The sequence below is a fragment of the Paraburkholderia sp. J69-1 genome, assembly GCF_905220255.1.
Lineage (GTDB): Bacteria > Pseudomonadota > Gammaproteobacteria > Burkholderiales > Burkholderiaceae > Paraburkholderia.
In genome coordinates, this window is sequence record NZ_CAJMZG010000011.1 from 152,629 (window position 1) to 171,352 (window position 18,724).

The 18,724-nt window shown below is 64.3% G+C and carries 22 protein-coding genes and 1 tRNA gene; 15 read left to right on the forward strand and 8 right to left on the reverse strand.

Annotated features, from left to right (window positions below; genetic code table 11):
- The first annotated feature begins 162 nt into the window (after positions 1–162).
- The 6 genes from ssuD to U5A67_RS21545 all read left to right on the forward strand — a co-directional run bounded on the left by ssuD (position 163) and on the right by U5A67_RS21545 (position 4,708).
- Positions 163–1,320 (forward strand): FMNH2-dependent alkanesulfonate monooxygenase, encoded by a 1,158-nt coding sequence (ssuD, locus tag U5A67_RS21520; protein ID WP_321815802.1) that lies wholly within the window; start codon positions 163–165, stop codon positions 1,318–1,320.
- A 72-nt stretch (positions 1,321–1,392) separates the two neighbouring features.
- Positions 1,393–2,247, forward strand: coding sequence for an aliphatic sulfonate ABC transporter permease SsuC (gene ssuC / locus U5A67_RS21525; RefSeq protein WP_205983892.1), 855 nt, complete (start codon positions 1,393–1,395; stop codon positions 2,245–2,247).
- Positions 2,244–3,158, forward strand: coding sequence for an ATP-binding cassette domain-containing protein (locus tag U5A67_RS21530; RefSeq protein WP_321815803.1), 915 nt, complete (start codon positions 2,244–2,246; stop codon positions 3,156–3,158). Before ssuC ends, U5A67_RS21530 begins: the two co-directional genes overlap by 4 nt.
- 87 nt (positions 3,159–3,245) lie before the next feature.
- The gene (locus U5A67_RS21535; RefSeq protein WP_205983894.1) at positions 3,246–3,461 is read left to right on the forward strand and encodes a TOBE domain-containing protein; all 216 of its coding nucleotides are present in this window, start codon (positions 3,246–3,248) and stop codon (positions 3,459–3,461) included.
- A 102-nt stretch (positions 3,462–3,563) separates the two neighbouring features.
- A complete protein-coding gene (locus U5A67_RS21540) occupies positions 3,564–3,806 on the forward strand; it encodes a hypothetical protein (protein ID WP_205983895.1) in 243 nt (80 codons plus the stop codon).
- A 239-nt stretch (positions 3,807–4,045) separates the two neighbouring features.
- Entirely contained in the window at positions 4,046–4,708 is a 663-nt protein-coding gene (locus tag U5A67_RS21545) for an SOS response-associated peptidase (protein ID WP_321815804.1), read from the forward strand.
- Positions 4,709–4,863: 155 nt separating this feature from the next.
- Here the strand turns inward: U5A67_RS21545 and U5A67_RS21550 are convergent.
- A tRNA-His gene (locus U5A67_RS21550) sits at positions 4,864–4,939 on the reverse strand.
- 108 nt (positions 4,940–5,047) lie between these two features.
- Positions 5,048–6,061, reverse strand: a complete 1,014-nt coding sequence (gene dusA / locus U5A67_RS21555; protein ID WP_205983902.1) for a tRNA dihydrouridine(20/20a) synthase DusA — start codon at positions 6,059–6,061, stop codon at positions 5,048–5,050.
- A gap of 442 nt (positions 6,062–6,503) precedes the next feature.
- Between dusA and U5A67_RS21560 the strand changes: the two genes are divergently transcribed.
- Complete coding sequence (locus tag U5A67_RS21560) at positions 6,504–6,779, forward strand: hypothetical protein (protein ID WP_205983903.1); 276 nt, start codon at positions 6,504–6,506, stop codon at positions 6,777–6,779.
- 103 nt (positions 6,780–6,882) lie between these two features.
- Here U5A67_RS21560 and U5A67_RS21565 read toward each other — a convergent pair whose 3' ends face one another.
- Positions 6,883–7,125 carry a hypothetical protein gene (locus tag U5A67_RS21565; RefSeq protein WP_205983904.1) on the reverse strand — a complete coding sequence of 81 codons (243 nt, stop codon included), beginning with the start codon at positions 7,123–7,125 and terminating at the stop codon, positions 6,883–6,885.
- A gap of 207 nt (positions 7,126–7,332) precedes the next feature.
- Between U5A67_RS21565 and U5A67_RS21570 the strand changes: the two genes are divergently transcribed.
- From U5A67_RS21570 to U5A67_RS21585, 4 genes are all read left to right on the forward strand, one after another.
- Positions 7,333–7,662 carry an RcnB family protein gene (locus U5A67_RS21570; RefSeq protein ID WP_415767899.1) on the forward strand — a complete coding sequence of 110 codons (330 nt, stop codon included), beginning with the start codon at positions 7,333–7,335 and terminating at the stop codon, positions 7,660–7,662.
- A 139-nt stretch (positions 7,663–7,801) separates the two neighbouring features.
- Positions 7,802–8,854: an NADP(H)-dependent aldo-keto reductase gene (locus U5A67_RS21575; RefSeq protein WP_321815806.1), complete on the forward strand. Its 1,053-nt coding sequence runs from the start codon at positions 7,802–7,804 to the stop codon at positions 8,852–8,854.
- A 262-nt stretch (positions 8,855–9,116) separates the two neighbouring features.
- Positions 9,117–10,217, forward strand: a complete 1,101-nt coding sequence (locus tag U5A67_RS21580) for a permease (protein ID WP_205983907.1) — start codon at positions 9,117–9,119, stop codon at positions 10,215–10,217.
- A 146-nt stretch (positions 10,218–10,363) separates the two neighbouring features.
- Positions 10,364–10,786 carry a hypothetical protein gene (locus tag U5A67_RS21585; RefSeq protein ID WP_205983908.1) on the forward strand — a complete coding sequence of 141 codons (423 nt, stop codon included), beginning with the start codon at positions 10,364–10,366 and terminating at the stop codon, positions 10,784–10,786.
- A gap of 2 nt (positions 10,787–10,788) precedes the next feature.
- On the opposite strand, the gene U5A67_RS21590 is transcribed toward U5A67_RS21585, so the two are convergent.
- Complete coding sequence (locus tag U5A67_RS21590; RefSeq protein ID WP_205983909.1) at positions 10,789–11,634, reverse strand: ABC transporter permease; 846 nt, start codon at positions 11,632–11,634, stop codon at positions 10,789–10,791.
- Between the two features lie 62 nt (positions 11,635–11,696).
- On the reverse strand, positions 11,697–12,605 hold the full coding sequence (gene nodI, locus U5A67_RS21595; protein ID WP_205983910.1) for a nodulation factor ABC transporter ATP-binding protein NodI: 909 nt from the start codon (positions 12,603–12,605) through the stop codon (positions 11,697–11,699).
- Between the two features lie 359 nt (positions 12,606–12,964).
- Here nodI and U5A67_RS21600 point away from each other — a divergent pair, with 359 nt between their 5' ends.
- Entirely contained in the window at positions 12,965–13,435 is a 471-nt protein-coding gene (locus U5A67_RS21600; RefSeq protein WP_205983911.1) for a universal stress protein, read from the forward strand.
- Positions 13,436–13,519: 84 nt separating this feature from the next.
- Here the strand turns inward: U5A67_RS21600 and U5A67_RS21605 are convergent, their stop codons facing one another.
- The 3 genes from U5A67_RS21605 to lexA all read right to left on the reverse strand — a co-directional run bounded on the left by U5A67_RS21605 (position 13,520) and on the right by lexA (position 15,371).
- Positions 13,520–14,203: a DUF2939 domain-containing protein gene (locus U5A67_RS21605; protein ID WP_321815807.1), complete on the reverse strand. Its 684-nt coding sequence runs from the start codon at positions 14,201–14,203 to the stop codon at positions 13,520–13,522.
- Positions 14,204–14,292: 89 nt separating this feature from the next.
- Positions 14,293–14,664, reverse strand: a complete 372-nt coding sequence (locus U5A67_RS21610; RefSeq protein ID WP_205983913.1) for a hypothetical protein — start codon at positions 14,662–14,664, stop codon at positions 14,293–14,295.
- 56 nt (positions 14,665–14,720) lie between these two features.
- Positions 14,721–15,371, reverse strand: a complete 651-nt coding sequence (gene lexA, locus U5A67_RS21615; RefSeq protein ID WP_205983914.1) for a transcriptional repressor LexA — start codon at positions 15,369–15,371, stop codon at positions 14,721–14,723.
- A 303-nt stretch (positions 15,372–15,674) separates the two neighbouring features.
- On the opposite strand from lexA, the gene U5A67_RS21620 reads away from it, so the two are divergent.
- The 3 genes from U5A67_RS21620 (at position 15,675) to cysW (ending at position 18,722) form a co-directional block, all read left to right on the forward strand.
- Positions 15,675–16,718: a sulfate ABC transporter substrate-binding protein gene (locus U5A67_RS21620; protein WP_205983915.1), complete on the forward strand. Its 1,044-nt coding sequence runs from the start codon at positions 15,675–15,677 to the stop codon at positions 16,716–16,718.
- Positions 16,719–16,860: 142 nt separating this feature from the next.
- Entirely contained in the window at positions 16,861–17,751 is an 891-nt protein-coding gene (cysT, locus tag U5A67_RS21625) for a sulfate ABC transporter permease subunit CysT (protein ID WP_321815808.1), read from the forward strand.
- Positions 17,748–18,722 carry a sulfate ABC transporter permease subunit CysW gene (gene cysW, locus U5A67_RS21630; RefSeq protein WP_321815809.1) on the forward strand — a complete coding sequence of 325 codons (975 nt, stop codon included), beginning with the start codon at positions 17,748–17,750 and terminating at the stop codon, positions 18,720–18,722. The genes cysT and cysW overlap by 4 nt, the downstream gene beginning before the upstream one ends.
- Positions 18,723–18,724: the final 2 nt, after the last annotated feature.

Genomic DNA, 18,724 nt, shown 5'->3' on the forward strand with positions numbered 1-18,724 from the left:
GCCTCCCGCGTCAGTCACCGATTCCGTCAACGATTTTTCCGGCCGCTCTGGTTCGCCAGGCGTTCGCGGATCGACTCGTCCTGACGCTTTACGAGTGCGTCGCGCCGCTTATGCCGTTTTCAGCTTTCATTTTTACGTTTTGAACAAAAGCAGGAGTCACGCATGAATGTGTTCTGGTTCATCCCGACCCACGGCGACAGCCGCTACCTGGGCACCACCGAAGGCGCACGCGCCGCTGATCTCGCGTACTTCCAGCAGGTGGCCGTGGCGGCCGACACGCTCGGTTACGAAGGCGTCCTGCTGCCGACGGGCCGTTCGTGCGAGGACGCATGGGTCGTGGCGTCGAGCCTGATTGCCGCCACCAGGCGACTGAAGTTTCTGGTCGCGATCCGTCCGGGTCTGTCGTCGCCGGGTCTCGCTGCGCGCATGGCCGCCACCTTCGACCGTCTGTCGAACGGCCGCTTGCTGATCAACGTGGTGACGGGTGGCGATACCGCCGAACTCGAAGGCGATGGCGTATTCGTCGATCACGATACGCGCTACGAAATCACCGACGAATTCCTGCATATCTGGCGCCAGCTGCTGGAAGCCTCGCATACCAACGAGGCCATCGATTTCGACGGCAAGCATCTGCAGTCGAAGGGCGGCAAGGCGCTGTATCCGCCGGTGCAGCATCCGCATCCGCCGCTGTGGTTCGGCGGTTCGTCGCCGGCGGCGCACGAGATTGCCGGCGAGCATATCGATACGTATCTGACGTGGGGCGAGCCGCCCGCAGCGGTCGCGAAGAAGATCGCCGATATCCGCGCACGCGCCGAACAGCGTGGCCGCAAGATCCGCTTCGGCATCCGTCTGCATGTGATCGTGCGCGAGAACGAGGAAGAAGCGTGGGCCGCCGCCGATCGCCTGATCAGCCGTCTCGACGACGACACCATCGCGCGTGCCCAGGCCGCGTTCAACAAGATGGATTCGGAAGGCCAGCGCCGCATGGCTGCGCTGCACGGCGGCAAGCGCGGTTCGCGCAAGGATCTGGAGGTCTATCCGAATCTGTGGGCGGGCGTGGGCCTCGTGCGCGGCGGGGCGGGCACGGCGCTGGTGGGCAATCCGCAGCAGGTCGCGGCGCTCATGCAGGAATACGCGTCGCTGGGTATCGAGACCTTCATTCTCTCGGGTTATCCGCATCTTGAGGAATCCTACCGTTTCGCCGAGCTGGTGTTCCCGCTGCTGCCGGGCCGCCAGGCGAAGACGGCGGGCGGTCCGCTGTCGGGGCCGTTTGGCGAAGTGGTCGGCAATCACTATCTGCCGAAAGCGAGCCAGAGCTGATACGCAATCACGCGGGCGGTGTGCATGGCACATCGCCCGTATGCAGCAAGTTTGCAAGAAGAGGACCAACCGATGACTCAATCCACTGTCGCTGCCGGCGGCGCAGGCGTGCGTTACGCGTCGCGCGGCGCACGGCCGTTTGCCGCGCTCGCGCGTGCGGCATTCAAGCGCCTCGCGCCGTGGCTCGTGCCGCTCGCGATCCTCGCCGCGTGGGAACTGGCGGCGCGTAGCGGCGCGCTGTCCACGCGCGTGCTGCCCGAACCGCTCGCGGTTGTGAAGGCTGCGTGGTCGCTGATCCAGTCGGGCGAGATGTGGCAGGACGTGCGCGTGAGCACGTGGCGTGCGATCTCGGGCTTTGCGATCGGCGGCGGTATCGGTCTTGCGCTCGGTCTCGCCACGGGTCTATTCAAGCCCGTCGAAACCGCGCTCGATTCCACCATCCAGATGATCCGCAATATTCCGGCGCTCGCGATGATTCCGCTCGTGATCCTCTGGTTCGGTATCGAAGAAGAAGCGAAGGTGTTTCTCGTTGCGCTGGGCGTGTTCTTCCCGGTCTACGTGAATACCTTTCATGGCATCCGGTCGGTGGACGCCAATCTGGTCGAGATGGCGCGCAGCTATGGCCTCAAGGGTTTTGCGCTCTATCGCGAAGTGGTCCTGCCCGGCGCGCTGCCGTCGATTCTCGTGGGCGTGCGTTTCGCGCTCGGCCTGATGTGGGTCACGCTGATCGTGGCGGAGACGATCTCGGCGCAATCGGGCATCGGCTATATGACGATGAACGCACGCGAATTCCTGCAGACCGACGTGGTGGTGGTCGGCATCCTGCTCTATGCCGCGCTCGGCAAACTCGCCGACGTGCTCGCCAAATGGCTCGAGCGCGTGGCGCTGCGCTGGCACCCCGCGTATCAACAAGGAAGCGACGCATGAACGCAAGCACATTGGCAGCGGCTTTTGGCGGCGTGGCGGGCCGCGAGCGCGAAGCCGACCAGTCGCGCGGCGACAACGTGGCGAACGTCGACCGGAACGTGAGCCTGCGCGGCGAAGCGCGTGCGCAGGACCCTGCGATCGAATTGCGCGGTGTCGGCAAGCATTATGGCGAGCGCGTGGTGCTCGACGATTTCAATCTCTCGATCGAGCGCGGCAGCTTCGTGGCGATCGTGGGGCGTAGCGGTTGCGGCAAGTCCACGCTGCTGCGTCTGGTGGCGGGGCTCGAGCAGCCCGATGCAGGCGAACTCACGCGACGCGGCGAAGCGGGCGCGGTGCTCGACACCCGCATCATGTTTCAGGACGCGCGCCTGCTGCCGTGGAAGACGGTGCTGCAGAACGTGATGCTGGGCCTCGGCCGCGGTGCCCGTGACGATGCGCGCGCCGTGCTCGACGAAGTGGGACTGCTCGCGCGCGCCGACGAATGGCCGGCGCGTCTGTCGGGCGGCCAGCGTCAGCGCGTGGCGCTGGCGCGTGCGCTGGTGCATCGTCCGAGCCTGCTGCTGCTCGACGAACCGCTGGGCGCGCTCGACGCGCTCACGCGCATCGAAATGCACGCGCTGATCGAGCGTCTGTGGCGCGAGCATCGCTTCACGGCCTTGCTGGTGACGCATGACGTGCACGAAGCCGTCGCGCTGGGCGATCGCATTTTGCTGGTGGAGGAGGGCCGCATTGCGCTCGACCAGACCGTGCCGCTCGAGCGTCCGCGTGCGCGCGCCGATGCGCGTTTCGCGGCGCTGGAAGAGCGCGTGCTGCAACGCGTGCTGGGCAGCGCGACGCCGCCGCCCGCGCACGTGCCGCATCCGCACAACGCCTATGGCCTGCGTCCCACCGACGTGCGCTGGGCACTTTGAATCCCGCGTATCGCCAGCTTTTCGCCACATCCGCTGGGCAAACCTGCTTTTCAAACATTGAAACCTGAAAACTTTGGAGCCGAATCAATGAGCATTTCCGCCATCAACGTGCGTAACCAGTTTCGCGGCAAGATCAAGGAGATCATCCGCGGGTCCGTCGTCTCGGAAGTCGATGTCGATACGCCGTTCGGCGTGGTGACGTCGGTGATCACCACGCGTTCGGTCGACGAACTCGACCTGAAGGTCGGCTCGGAAGTTGTCGCGCTGGTGAAATCGACGGAGGTGTCGATCGCGCGCCTGTGAGCGCGCAGATCAGCCCGTGAACGCGTGCGTCCCTCGCTGGCGGCCGACGCCAAAGTGCTACGATGAACCGGCATGCGGTCAAGCCACCACGGAGGGACGATCATGGAGCCGAAAGGCCTCGACATGGGCGACTACGAGGAGCGCTACAAGGACTACGACATCGAAGTCGCGGTCGAGCAGGTGCTCACGGGCGTGAAAGCGCATTTTCGCGTCACGCGCGCGGGTGTCGTGCTCAAGGATTGGGAACTGGTCCACATCGACCGTCTCTGGTCGACCGAACATGCGGCCGCCGAAGCCGGTTTCGCGGCTGCGCGCGCATGGATCGAGCAGGGCGCCGTGCCCTGATTGCGGATAAAAAAATGCCGCACTCTGGGGGGAGCGCGGCTCAGGGGAAGACGGGGCCAGCCGATGTTGGAGAGATGACCCCGTGCCTTCGATCAGGTTCAAAGGTAACAAATCGGACTATCGCTGTATACACGGTGATATTTCGATTTCTTACTTCGGATGGATGCTTCGTTGTTTGCTTCGAACGAGCGCGTGCCTTGAACGGCGCCTAAGATGGAGGCATTCCGACTGGAGCCGCCATGTGCACTAACTATGCCGCCGCGCGACGCGACCGTCTTTTCCGGCACTTTGGCATCGAACCGCCCGATTCGCCCTGGCGCGACGAAATCTATAAAGACTATGCGGCGCCGATCATCCGGCATGTCGATGGCGCGCCACGCGCCGATCTCGCGACCTTCGGCATGGTGCCGCGCAAACATATTCCACCCGGCGTGCGTGTATTCGACACGATGAATGCGCGTGCCGAGACGGTCGGCGAGAAGCGCAGTTTCAGCGGCGCGTGGAAGCGTCAGCAATTGTGTCTCGTGCCTTGCGAGGCGTTTTACGAGCCGTGTTATGAAACCGGCAAAGCGGTGCGCTGGAGGATTGGGTTGACGTCCGGCGAGCCGCTGGCGATCGCGGGGTTGTGGCGCGAGTGGGATGAACCCGACGGCCCCGCGTTCTCATTCACCATGCTCACGGTCAATGCGGCGGAGCATGCGCTGATGTCGCGCTTTCACAAACCCGGTGACGAGAAGCGGTCGGTGGTGATCCTCGCGCAAAGTGTGCGGGAAGATTGGCTTGGCAGCCGATCAATGGATGAGGCGCGATCGTTCTTGACGCCTTTCCCGGCACAGCAGATGGCGGCGGTGGAGGATGCGGTTGCGCCGAGGTCAACTGCCAGTGGGGCAGGTGAAGAGTAGATTGATTGGCATTGCGAATGATTGCTCGCGATGCCAGCTTGAGGCAGGTCGTGTCGCTCTAGCGACTGCGCATACACCTGCATCGTCGTAAGCGATTTTCAGGCGCACAAAGCAAAAAGCCCAGTCACGAGGACTGGGCTTTCGCTTGAATCTTTTGGGGTGGCTGATGGGACTCGAACCCACGACGACAGGAATCACAATCCTGGACTCTACCAACTGAGCTACAGCCACCACTGTCTTACTGTTTTCTTGTTTGTCGCTGCTTTGTTAGCGGCGTCAATCAAGAAGCAAGATTATATACATGCCATATCGATCTTGCCTAGCCCTTTATTCAAAAAATTATGAAGAAAGTTCGGCGGCGGCTTCGAGCGGGGCGCGCAGGTGCGCACGCGCCGTTTCGAAGATGGCGAGATCGCCCTTGGCAAGCTCACGGCTATCCGACAGCACACGACGCCAGCCACGCGCGCCGGCTTCGCCGCGATAGAGTCCGAGCGCGTGACGCGTGATCGAGCCGAGGAACGTACCGCGCTCGATCTCGCCCGCGCAATACTCGATCAGCTTCGCTTCCACTTCATCGCGCGTGAGCGCCGGCCCGGTCGCGCCATAGAAGCGCGCGTCGACATCGGCCAGCACGTAGGGGTTGTGATAGGCCTCGCGCCCGAGCATCACGCCATCGACATGTTCCAGATGCGTTTCGACTTCGTCGAGCGTCTTGATGCCGCCATTGATGATGATTTCGAGCTGCGGGAAATCGCGCTTGAGCTGGTACGCGTAGTCATACTTGAGCGGCGGGATTTCGCGGTTCTCTTTCGGGCTTAGGCCCTTCAGGATCGCGTTGCGCGCGTGGACGATGAACACTTCGCAACCGGCATCCGCAATCGTGCCGACGAAATCGCGCACAAAAGCGTATTCCTCGACCGCATCCACGCCGATGCGGTGCTTGACCGTCACCGGCACCGACGTCGCGTCGCGCATCGCCTTCACGCAATCGGCCACGAGCTTCGGCTCGTTCATCAGGCAGGCGCCGAACGCACCGCGCTGCACGCGCTCGGACGGGCAGCCGCAATTCAGGTTGATCTCGTCGTAGCCCCATTGTTCGCCGAGCTTGGCGCAACGGGCGAGGTCGTCGGGTTCGCTGCCGCCCAGTTGCAGGGCGACCGGCGCTTCGTCGGGCGTGAACGCCAGATGACGCGGCACGTCGCCGTGGAGCAGGGCGCCCGTCGTCACCATCTCTGTATACAGCCAGGTGTGCTGCGAGATGAAGCGGTGCAGCGAGCGGCAGTGGCGATCCGTCCAGTCCATCATGGGCGCAACGGAAACGCGGCGGGGGCTGGCGATACGGTTTGAAGACATGGTAAATACGTGCGCAATCAACGCGCGGCAGACGAGGAACAACCTTGTATTTTAACGTATTTTTGCTCTCGCGCCGGCCGCGATTTTGCGCTGCGCCATCCTCCGATCGACACGCTTGAGATGTTTGCAAACCCAGACAGAAAGCGGTTCCACCGGTTCTTCCAGGCCGAAAGACCCTTCCGGCGTTATGTAATCCGCCTGTCCAATGTTGCGGCGCGAAAATTTTTTTGAGACGCCTTTTTAGGGTCTGTTCGTCGCTCAGCCAAGCCAGGATTGCGACTCCGGATTGTTTCCAAAGTCGGAATAAACAATTCGGATTATCGAGATTATTTTCCGATAGTAGGTGTATACACTGAGCCTCATTGACGCGGCTCGTGGGCTCTCTCCGACTCCCATGTGTGGCGCCTTTCCCCGCAAGTTGAACCGGATATTGGAGTCCACCATGAAGACCAAACTGATCGCCGCACTGCTCGTCGCAGCTTCCGCTTCCATCGCCGCTCCGGCATTCGCCAGCGGCTACGGCCCGGCACCGTTCTACCGTCCGAACGTTGGCGCACCGGCTTCGCAGCAAGGCCAGAGCGCCCAGACCGTGGCCGCCGAACGCGCCCAGCAGCAAGGCGTCGATTCGTCGTACGGTGGCGTTGCAGGTGCATCGACCCAGTCGGGCGCGCACAACGCACAAACGCCGCGCGCGCAGCAAGTGTTCTTCGGCAACTAAGCGCGATTAGCCGAAGCGCCGCGCCTGCAGGGGCGGCTGGAACGCCGGGAGTCTTTCAGACCCCGGCGTTCTGCATTTCTGCGCCGATACTTCAAGCAATCCGCTACGACGCCGCGCGCACGCGCTGGTCGATGGCGTCGCGGATGCGGTCGAAGGCAGCGTCGAAGGCGTTGTCCTGGGTGGGAAAGCGTTCATCGGCGATACCGTCGATGGGCACATCCGCGTGGGTGTCGTCGGTGAGGCTATGGATGCGCTGGGTCGTGATCGTAAAACCGGTGTCGTGTTCGCCATCCACGCCGGCGGTCATGGTGTAGCCCATATATTCGTAGCTGCGCTCGTGTTGCATGCCGCTCCTCCGCGTCGCGTGATCCTCCGCCGATGATGGCACGTCCCGCGCCCGCGCCGCCGCTCTTTGCGCGGACGCGTTCGCGCCGGCCCTCGCGCGCGCTGTACTACCATGATCTGCAGCAGTTGCGATGGGCGCGCGCCGTTCTCTGAGTGGCGTTCGCCCGCCACGCCAGGCCGTCGCTGGCCCAACAGGAGGTGAACGATGATGAAACGCGTTGTGCTTCTCGCCGCACTGGCGCTGCCGGCTGTTTTCGTGTCGGCCGCGGCTATCGCGCAGCAACCGCCGCCGCATGGCGGGCCGAACGAGTATCGCGGCGGGCCGCCGCCGGAACATCCTCCGGCCGATATGCCGCCGCCGCAGTGGCACAAGGGCGATCGCGTCGCGCCTGAATATCGCGACCGTCAGTACGTGATCGACGACTGGCGTCAATATCACCTCAAGCCGCCGCCGCGCGGTTATCACTGGGTAGGCGTCGGTGGCCAGTATTACCTCGTGCATAACTCGAACTGGGCCGTGGAACGCGTCGGGCCGTAAGCCGGGCGCAAGCATCGCCTCAATGCAACGCACAAAGCCGGGTCGAGCCCGGCTTTGCCGTTATTCGGCGTCTCCTGAAAAAAATCGTGCGCCGTGATAGCTTCTGCGTTCTCCCCAACCAATGATGGAAAACGCTTCGATGGAATACCGCACACTCGGCGATACGGACGTCAAGGTAAGCCTGATCGGCCTCGGCACGATGACGTGGGGCGAACAGAATACCGAGCGCGACGCACACGAACAGATCGACTACGCGCTCGATCAAGGCGTCACGCTGATCGACGCCGCGGAGATGTATCCCGTGCCGCCGCGCCCCGAAACGCAAGGTCAGACCGAGCGCTTTATCGGCACCTGGCTCGCGCAACATCGGGCCGCGCGCGAGCGCATCGTGTTGGCGACCAAGATCGCCGGTCCGGCGCGCCAGCCGCACAATCCGCGTCATATCCGCGGTGAAGGCAACCAGTTCGATCGCAAGAATCTGACCGAAGCGCTCGACGGCAGCCTCAAGCGCCTGCAGACCGATTACGTCGATCTGTATCAGCTGCACTGGCCCGACCGCAGCACGATGACTTTCGGCCGCCCGATGTATCCGTGGGTCGACGACGCCTACACGGTGCCGATCGAGGAAACGCTTGCGGTGCTCGCCGAGTTCGTCAAGGCGGGCAAGGTGCGCCACATCGGCGTGTCGAATGAAACGCCCTGGGGCGTTGCGCAATTCCTGCGCGCGGCCGAAAAGCTGGGCTTGCCGCGCATCGTCAGCATCCAGAATCCGTATAGCCTCGTGAACCGCACGTTCGAATTCGGGCTTTCCGAGTATTCGCATCGCGACAAGCTCGGCCTGCTGGCTTATTCGCCGATGGCGTTCGGCTGGCTCTCGGGCAAGTACGAGGGCGGGGCGCGGCCCGAAGGTGCGCGCATCACGAAGTTCGAGCGCTTCCAGCGTTACAGCAAGCCGCAGGCGGTGGCCGCGACGTCGAGCTACGTGGCGCTCGCGAAGGAACTCGGTTACACGCCCGCGCAGTTTGCGCTGGCGTTCGTGAACAGCCGTCCGTTCGTGACGAGCAACCTGATCGGCGCGACGAGCATGGCGCAACTGAAGGAAAACATCGCCAATGTCGATGTGAAACTGTCGGCCGACGTGCTCGCGCGCATCGATGCGCTGCACGAACAGCAGCCTAATCCGGCACCGTAACGCGTGCCTTCGCCGCCCGGCGGTTTGCTGTCGCCGGGCGGCCCGAATCGGTTCTTCCCTGCTGTATCGGCCGCTGTTGCGGCCACGCGTGTCACGCCAAAGTCGTTGGCGATTCGCAAGGCATGCACTACGATCCTGCCAACACCCGCGCGGCCGTGGATTTCCCCGATCGGGCCATTCGCGCGTCCTGCGCCGAAAACGTTCCGCGCGGCTCGTTTGCAATCAATCCTTAGACCTATCGCCCTTTGCGGAGTACCCCACGATGACGAGCGCACCGAACGCGCAATCGCCACAGTCGCCTCAATCCGGCGCGGCCGTGCCCGGCTATGGCTGGGCCATTTTTCTGTTGCTGGCCGTGGCCGGCCTGTTTTACGTGAAGTGGTTCCCTTATTACCACCGCGCTTTCACCGCCGAATCGACCCATTCGATCGGCAAATCGATCCTGATGGGCGCTTCGGCCAGCGCGCCCGCGCCGTCGCTGGGTGCCGCGCTCGATTACGCCCTTGCGTACGGTAAGGCGATCTGGCAAGCGATGGTGCTGGGCTTGCTGCTCGGCTCCGGCGTGCAGGCGCTGTTGCCGGTGCAGTGGGTCGCGCGCGTGCTTGGGCGGCGCGGTTTCGGCAGCGTGGCGGCGGGCGGTCTGCTGTCGGTGCCGGGCATGATGTGCACCTGCTGCGCGGCGCCCGTGGTGGCGGGCCTGCGTGCGCGCAATGCGTCGGCGGGCGGCGCGATCGCGTTCTGGCTCGGCAATTCCGTGCTCAATCCCGCGACGCTCGTGTTCATGGGTTTCGTGCTGGGCTGGCAATGGAGCGCGCTGCGTCTGGTGCTCGGCGTGCTGCTGGTGTTTGGTCTCGGCTGGCTGGCCAACCGTCTCGTGACGCCGCAGGAAGCGCGCGCCGCCGACGACCGTCTCGCGCTGCTCGCGCGCCAGCAGGCCGAAGGCGGCAATGTGTTCGCGCGCTGGGCGCGGATTTTTGCGCGCATGGCCGTGCGCCTCGTGCCGGAGTACATCGTGCTCGTGCTGCTGCTGGGCGCGGCGCGCGCGTGGCTGTTCCCGCACATCGGCCCGGACGTCACCAGCAGCATCGGCTGGATCGTCGCGTTTGCGGTGGCGGGCATGCTGTTCGTGATTCCGACCGCCGGCGAAGTGCCGATCATTCAGGCGATGCTGGCGCTCGGCATGGGCGTTGGCCCGGCGGGCGCGCTGCTGCTGACGCTGCCGCCCGTGAGCGTGCCGTCGCTGGCGATGCTGGCAGGCTCGTTCCGTCCGCGCGTGCTGACGCTCGTGGCGGTGGTGGTCGTGCTGTTCGGCATCGTGTCCGGGCTGGCGGCCGTGGGGCTGGGGTTCGGCGTAGCGGCCTGAATGCGCGTCGGGCCAGTGGCCGCGGTGCTACGATGAATCGATAGCGATCGCGCGGCGCTAACGACGACGTTTTAACGATCAAGCTTAAGACCGCGGATGGCCGCCAGGCCGTCCGCATAGATGAGGGCTCAGGCCCAGGAAACGGTATGGCACAGCAAAAAACCAATCCGAAACTCGAACAGGCGCTCACGCGCGGCGACCTCGCGATCCGCCAGGCCAATTCCGCTCGCGCGACGGCGGTGCTGCGCGCGCTCGGCAAGATGATCGTCGAGGCTTCGGCGACCATCGGCGTGCAGGCGCACGTCTCGATCCCCGACGGCGACCGTATTTACGATCCCGCCGACGGCCTCTGGCCGCAGCAACTGCTGATCTCGCTGGACGAACCCGTCGAGGAAGCCGACCCGGAAGAAATCCGCACCGTGCGTCTGCACGCGCAGACCCAGGCGACGGTGTTCCGCGTCGAGTGGCATCGCTCGGACGGCAAGATTGGCCGTCAGGAAGGCGGTCCGTTCGCCACGGTCGCGTTTATTTCGGACGTCGATATTCCCTGGGGCGACGACGAAGACTGACCTCAGCGCATCATGCGGCGCCGGAACAGGATCGACGCGATGCTGAACGGCACGATGATGTAGAACGCGAGCACGCCCAGATGCAGCGCGGCGTGCTCGACAGGCCGTCCGAGCATGGCCGGCCGGATCAGATCGACGGCGTGCGCGAGCGGCAGCATCAGCGTGATGTGCTGCGCGGCGGGCGGCAATTGCGTGATCGGGAAAAATACGCCCGAGAGCAGCAGCATCGGCGTGAGCACGAGCGTCTGATAGAACATGAAGAAGTCGTAGGACGGCGCGAGCGCGGTGACGATCATCGCGCAGCTCGCGAAGGCGAGGCCCGCGAGCGCGATCACGGGCAGCGCCAGCAGCATCGACGGAAAGCTCGCATAGCCGAGCCCGCCCGCCACGATCATGATGGCCGCGCCCGAGAGCATCGACTTGCTGGCGGCCCACATCACTTCCCCGAGCACCACGTCGCCGAGCGAGAGCGGCGTGTGCATGATCGCCTCCCACGTGCGCTGCACGTGCATGCGCGAAAAGCCCGAATACATCGACTCGAAGCTCGCCGACATCATCACCGAAGACGACACCGTGCCCGCCGCCAGAAACGCGATGTACGAGACGCCGTCCACATGCCCGACCATCAGGCCGAGGCCGAAACCCAGACCGAACAGATAGATCATCGGATCGGCGAGATTGCCGAACATCGACGCGATGGCGAGCTTGCGCCAGACCAGATAGTTGCGCCGCCACACGGCGATCCAGTGCGTCGCGTTCGAGGGCAGGGCCGCGCGCGGCTCGCGCAGCGGCGGGTGGGCGGGGCGGGTGGGGCGCGTGGGCGGCGGAGGTTGAGTGCGTGTCTGCATGGCGTGATCGGCTGTTCTGCTGGGTGGTTTCGCTGCGTGCGTTGGGGGCTGAATGCCGCGGCTTAGTCCTGCATCTCGCGGCCCGTCAGCCGCAGGAAAACATCTTCCAGATTCGCAGGCCGATGCAGATAACGCAGGTCCGAGCGCGGGCGCAATTGCGCATGCACGGGCGCGGGATCGTCGACATAGCAGAACAGCGTCTCGCCGCTGATTTCCGTGCGCTTGGCGAAGGGCGCGAGCGTGTCGCGCAGCGCGGCCGGGTCCGGTCCATAGACCTCGATCACATCGCAGCCGATCTCCGATTCGATCAGCGCTTTCGGTGCGCCCTCGGCGATCTTGCGGCCTTCCTCGATCACGCAGACGCGGTTGCACAGCCGCTCGGCTTCTTCCATGAAGTGCGTGGTGAGCAGAATCGTCTTGCCGCGCGCGAGCAGCGAGCGCAGCCGCTCCCAGATCAGGTGGCGCGCTTGTGGATCGAGCCCGGTGGTGGGTTCGTCCATCACCAGCACATCGGGGTCGTTGACGAGCGCGCGGGCGAGCGTGAGACGCCGGCGCATGCCGCCGGACAACTCGCTCACGCGCGCATCGGCCTTGCTTTCGAGGCGCGCGAATTCGAGCAGCGGCGCGACAAGCGCCTTCGCCTCGCTTGCCGAAAGCCCGAAATACCGGCCGAACACGAGCAGATTTTCGCGCACGGTGAAATCGGGATCGAGATTGTCGAACTGCGGCACGACGCCGACGCGTGCCCGCGCGTGACGCGCACGCGCGGGCACCGGCTCGCCGCACAGGCTGATGCGTCCCGCATCGGGCGAAACAATGCCGAGCAGCATGCGCAGCGTCGTGGTCTTGCCCGCGCCGTTAGGGCCGAGCAGTCCGAAACATTCGCCGGGGACGACGTTGAACGAGAGGCCGTTCACGACCGTCCGGTCTCCATAGTGTTTGATTACCTGCTCGAATTCGATGGCGGGCATGTCGTACCGTTTTCCGGTTTTATCGTCGGTTTGGGTTCGCCTGAAGCGTCCCTTCGATCGTGCGCAGGGCGTGCATGGGGTGCACGCGTCGCACGTCGCAAGGCGGCCTATTCTAGTGCATCGCCGCGCGCGAGGTGGCGCGCGCCCGCGCCACAAACGCGATTCCGATGCTGCGGCAATGGCTGTCACGGCAAGCATCCAGATTCAGCGCAAAGCCCGTGCCGTAAGGCTTTCGAGGCGCCAGAACGGTGCATGCATGTCGTCCGCTTACCTGGCGTTTTCCAACCCTTGCGCGCTGAATTGCGGCGCACCATCATGCAGTTACAACCTGCGCTTCGAGCGGGTGGGGAGAAGCGATCATGGCGAGCTACAAAAAGATTCTGCTCTGTTACGACGGCTCGCGCGAGGGCCGCAAGGCGCTGCGCTGCGGCGCCGATCTGGCGTTGGATCTGCAGGCGGAAACGCACCTGCTTTCGGTGGTGGATATGCGTTCGACCATCGCGCAAAGCGCCGGTTTGCTGACCGATGTGGCGTGCGGGCGCTTCGAGGAAACGGCGCGCGAGATCCTGCAGGAAGGCGTCGATTGGCTCACCGAGCGCGGCGTGCGCGCGCAGGGGCATTTCGCGTTCGGTCATCCGATCGACGAAATTGCCAATCTGGCCAATGAAATCCAGGCGGATCTGGTGGTGGTGGGGCATCGCTGCCGCACGGGGCTGTCGCGCTGGTGGATGGGCGCGGGCACTACGCCGCTGCTCGATCGCGTGTCGTGCAGCATTCTGGTGGCGTGTTCTTCGGCAGCCGAAGAGAAGCAGCAGCAGGCGGCCGCGTAACGGCGCGCCGTGTTCTGTCAGTGACAGGCACTCACATGCGCCCAGTCGCAATGGCTGGGCGCGTAGCGGTTCAATGGCGTTCGATTAATTGGCCGCGCCGTTGCCGGCATTCGCGTTGTTCAATTCCACCGCAGCAAGCTTCCACGAGAAAAGCCCGTGCCGCTGAAGGATGGCGGCATAGTGCTCGCCGCTCGCGCTGCGCTGCCATGTCACGGCGAATTCATTGAGGCTGCGATAACCCGCCGAGGTTTGCGCACGCGGTGGCGCTTGCGACGTATCCGTATTGGCGGGCGCGGGTTGCTGCGCCGGCGGCGCTGTTTCAGCCGGTGCCGATGAAGCCTGCGTCCCGGGCGGCGGCGGTGCCGGGCGATCGCCGGGCTTGCCCGTGGGCGGCATGCCATTGAGCAGCGCCGCCACACCTTCAGGCGTCGCGTACGCATCCACCAGCGGCCCGATCAACGCCGAGCCGATCACCGCGCCCAGCATCAACAGCGGATTGCTACTGTGCTGCGCGTGAATGCGCTCCTGCAGCATCTCGCCCACCTGCTGCTTGAGACTCACGCGCAACGCCGGGTAATCGACGTATTCGTTCAACGCGACGGCGTCGCGCGCATCCGCCGCCTGCTTGAGGTGGTTGAGCGCGATGTACGGCGACGCATAGCCATAGCCGAGCGCCGCGACAACGGCCACCGCCGCGACTGCAATCGCAACGGGTTTCTTCCAGTTCGAGGACGCGCCTGAAGGCGTGGAGACAGTCGGATGGGTCATCGGGCAGGGCGGCCCCGCGCGAACGGGGCAAAAGTTCAATCAGGGTGTTGACCGCCCGCGCGCCAGAAAATTTCCCATGAAACAGCTTGTTACTTCGCCAGTGCCACCGGCATGTCGCCGGTTTGTTCGGCGATGCAACGGTCGAGCGCGCGGCACACCGCATCCATCGTACCGACCATGATGAGGCGCGACGGACCGTGATAGACGCGCACCGGCGCGCGGCGATCCGGCTGTTCCGTATTCAGCGTGCTGTTGAGCGACACGCGCGCGAACGCAGGTTGTGCCGACGGCAGGGGCGGCAGTTCCGGCGTGTACGTCTCTTCAGCGGTGTTCTCGAAGAGCGAGCCATTGAGCGCTGCCGCCGAGGCGCGCGCGTCGCGCAATGCACACGACGCGATCCCGCGCAGATGGCGCAGACGGCCGAATTGACGGAAGGGCAACAGGCGGGCAAGGCGTTCCATGACTCTCTCTCCAGAAGATGCGCGGACCAGGCGCTGACAAGGCGCGGTCGGAATTATCAGAATTCGGTGGGACGGATCAGACCGACGGCGATGCCTTCGAGCGCGAATTCAGCGCTGCCGGCGGCGACGAAGATGTTGTCGTAGTCGGGGTTTTCGGCGATCAGCTCGATACCGTTGGGCTGACGCTTCAGACGTTTCACGGTCACGTCGTCGCCCAGACGCGCGACGATGATCTGGCCGTCCTTCGCTTCGGCTTTCTTCTGCACGGCGAGCAGGTCGCCGTCGAGGATGCCCGCGTCGCGCATCGACAGGCCGCGCACCTTCAGCAGGTAGTCGGGGCGGCTCGAGAAGAGCGCCGGGTCGCACGCATAGTTCTGCGAAATATGTTCCTGCGCGAGGATCGGGCTACCCGCGGCCACGCGGCCAACCAGCGGCAGCGTGAGCTGCATGATGCTTGCGTGCGGCAGCGTGAATTGATGCGGCAGGTCGTCGGGCCCCGGCATCAGGCGGATGCCGCGCGAGGCGCCCGCAGCCAGTTCGATCACGCCCTTGCGCGCCAGCGCGCGAAGGTGCTCCTCAGCGGAGTTGGCCGAGCTGAAGCCGAGTTCGGCAGCGATCTCGGCGCGCGTGGGCGGAAAGCCGGTGCGCTCGATCGCGCGGCGGACCAGATCGAAAACCTGCTGCTGTCGTGCGGTGAGTTTGGTCATGTCGACACTGTATGTTTGAACAGGTAGCTGTATTTTTATACAGTACTCGCCGCTTTTCAAGTGTTACTTGAGGTTTGTCGTTTGGGTGGCGCTACAACGGCGTTTTGCGATGGTCTGACGGACGAAAACGTGCTCCGACAGCCGATTTATCCGCGCTTACCACTTTTGCGTATTAAAAAATGAAAAAACATCATTTTTAATAATGTAAGCCAATCGCTAGACTGGCCTTCATCGATCGCCGCACAGACAAGAACGCGGTGGCGCGCAGCACCACACGGCACACGACAACACGGAGAAAGCGGGATGAAACAAGGCACTACGGGGCGCGGCTGGTTCACGACACTGGCGGCAAAACTGGTTATCGGCGCGGCGCCGCTGCTGGGCATGGTCGCGATGGCGCCGGCTGCGCACGCGGATACCTCCCTGCTCAACGTCTCCTACGATCCGACGCGCGAGCTGTACCAGGAGGTCAACGAAGCCTTCATCAAGCAGTGGAAGGCCAAGACCGGCGAAACGCTCACGATCAAGCAGTCGCACGGCGGTTCGGGCGCGCAGGCGCGCTCGGTGCTCGACGGCCTGCAGGCCGATGTGGTGACGCTGGCGCTGGCCTGGGACATCGACGCACTGGCCAACAAGGGCATCGTCGCGAAGGACTGGCAAAAGCGTCTGCCCGATAACGCCTCGCCGTACACCTCGACCATCGTGTTTCTTGTGCGCAAGGGCAATCCCAAGCACATCAAGGACTGGGACGATTTGACCAAACCGGGTGTGTCGATCGTCACGCCGAATCCGAAGACCTCGGGCGGCGCGCGCTGGAACTACCTTGCGGCCTGGGCGTATGCGGAACACCAGCCGGGCGGCAACGACCAGAAGGCCAAGGAATTCGTCACGAAGCTCTACAAGAACGCCGGCGTGCTCGATTCGGGCGCGCGTGGCGCGACCACCAGCTTCGTGCAGCGCGGGATCGGCGACGTGCTGATTGCCTGGGAAAACGAGGCCTTCCTGTCGCTCAAGGAGTTCGGGCCGGAGAAGTTCGAGATCGTGGTGCCGTCGGTGAGCATTCTGGCCGAGCCGCCGGTGGCCGTGGTCGACAAGGTCGTCGACAAGAAAGGCACGCGCAAGCAGGCCGAGGCGTATCTGCAATTCCTCTATAGCGAGGAAGGCCAGGAGATCGCCGCGAAGAACTTCTACCGTCCGCGTTCGGACAAGGTGCCGGCGGCGCTCACGGCGAAGTTCCCGAAGCTCAAACTCTACACGGTGGATGACACCTTCGGCGGCTGGACCAACGCGCAGAAGACGCACTTTGCCGATGGCGGCGTGTTCGACTCGATTTATCAGCCGCAGTAAGAGTTGCAATACGAGCCGCAAGCAGCAAACATAAAAGCACCATAAAACAAGGCGCGCCCAACGAGGCGCGCCTTTCGGCGCAGCGGCCTGCACGCCTTGAAGTTGCAGAAGACGCCGCGCAACCCATGTGAAGAGATAGAGCATGACGACGTTCCGATTACAGAAGCCTGGCGCCTTGCCCGGGTTCGGCGTGACGCTCGGCATTACGGTGGCGTATCTGAGCCTCGTGGTGCTGATCCCGCTCGCGGCGACCTTCCTCAAGACCGCGACGCTCGACTGGGCGCAGTTCGTGCGCGCCGTGTGGTCGCCGCGCGTGATCGCGTCGTACCGCCTCACGTTCTTCTCCGCGCTCGGCGGGGCGCTCATCAATGCCGTGTTCGGCTTCCTGCTGGCGTGGGTGCTGGTGCGCTACACGTTCCCGTTCAAGCGCGTCATCGACGCGCTCGTCGATCTGCCGTTCGCGCTGCCCACTTCCGTGGCAGGCATTTCGCTCGCGGCCGTCTACGCGGGCAATGGCTGGATCGGCCAATATCTGGAGCCGCTCGGGCTCAAGGTGGCGTTTACGCCGCTGGGCGTGCTGGTGGCGCTGACCTTTATCGGCCTGCCGTTTGTCGTGCGTACCGTGCAGCCCGTGCTCGAAGAGTTCGAGCGCGAGCAGGAAGAGGCCGCGGCGTGCCTGGGCGCGTCGCGCTGGCTGACGTTTCGCCGCGTCGTGCTGCCCGCCGCGCTGCCGGCGCTGCTCACGGGTTTCGCGCTCGCGTTCGCGCGCGCGCTGGGCGAATACGGCTCGGTCATCTTTATCGCCGGCAATGTGCCGATGAAGTCGGAAATCACCTCGCTGCTCATCATCACCAAGCTCGAGCAATACGACTACGCGGGCGCCACCGCGCTGGCCGTGGTGATGCTGTGCGTGTCCTTCCTCATGCTGCTCTTTATCAACACCTTGCAGTGGTATCTGCAGCGGCGCACGAGTCGTGGCGCGGCCAGCGCGGCGCCGGTAAGCGCCCAGGCGGCAACGGGAGGTGTGCAATGAGTTCGACGGTTCGCAAACCGCAGGCTGGCCGACCGGACCCGGTCACCGAAGCGCCGTGGGTGCGCTGGCTGCTGACCACGATCGCGCTGGTGTTTCTCGCGCTGTTCCTCGTGGTGCCGCTCGTGGCGGTGTTCTGGCAGGCGCTCTCGAAGGGCATCGGCTTCTATTTCGAATCGCTCGCCGATCCCGATGCGCTCGCCGCCATCAAGCTCACGCTGATCACGGCGGGGATCGCGGTGCCGCTGAACTGCGCGTTCGGCCTGGCTGCTTCGTGGGCCATCGCCAAGTTCGACTTCCGCGGCAAGGCGCTGCTGACCACGCTGATCGACTTGCCGTTTTCGGTCTCGCCGGTGATTTCCGGCCTGATCTATGTGCTGATGTTCGGCGCGCAGGGCTGGTTCGGACCGTGGCTCGCCGACCATAACGTGCAGATCATTTTCGCGGTGCCCGGCATCGTGCTGGCGACGATCTTCGTGACGTTCCCGTTTGTCGCGCGCGAACTGATTCCGCTGATGCAGGCGCAAGGCAACGACGAGGAAGAAGCCGCGCACGTGCTCGGCGCTTCGGGCTGGCAGATGTTCCGCCGCGTGACGCTGCCGAATATCCGCTGGGGTCTGCTGTACGGCGTGATTCTGTGTAACGCGCGTGCGATGGGCGAATTCGGCGCGGTTTCGGTGGTCTCGGGCCACATCCGCGGCCAGACCGACACCATGCCGCTGCACGTCGAGATTCTCTACAACGAATACAACTTTGCGGCCGCATTCGCCGTGGCTTCGCTGCTGGCGCTGCTCGCGCTCGTGACGCTCGGCCTCAAGCTGCTCGCGGAGCGCCATATGAACGCCGCACTGCGCGACGACGATGTGCCCGCGTTTGCCGGCCCGGCGGCCGCGCATGCTTCGTCGTCCGCAACCCATTCGCAACCCGCGCCCCGTACCGGCGCAGCGCGTCAATCGCTTCAACAGGAGCTGTAATC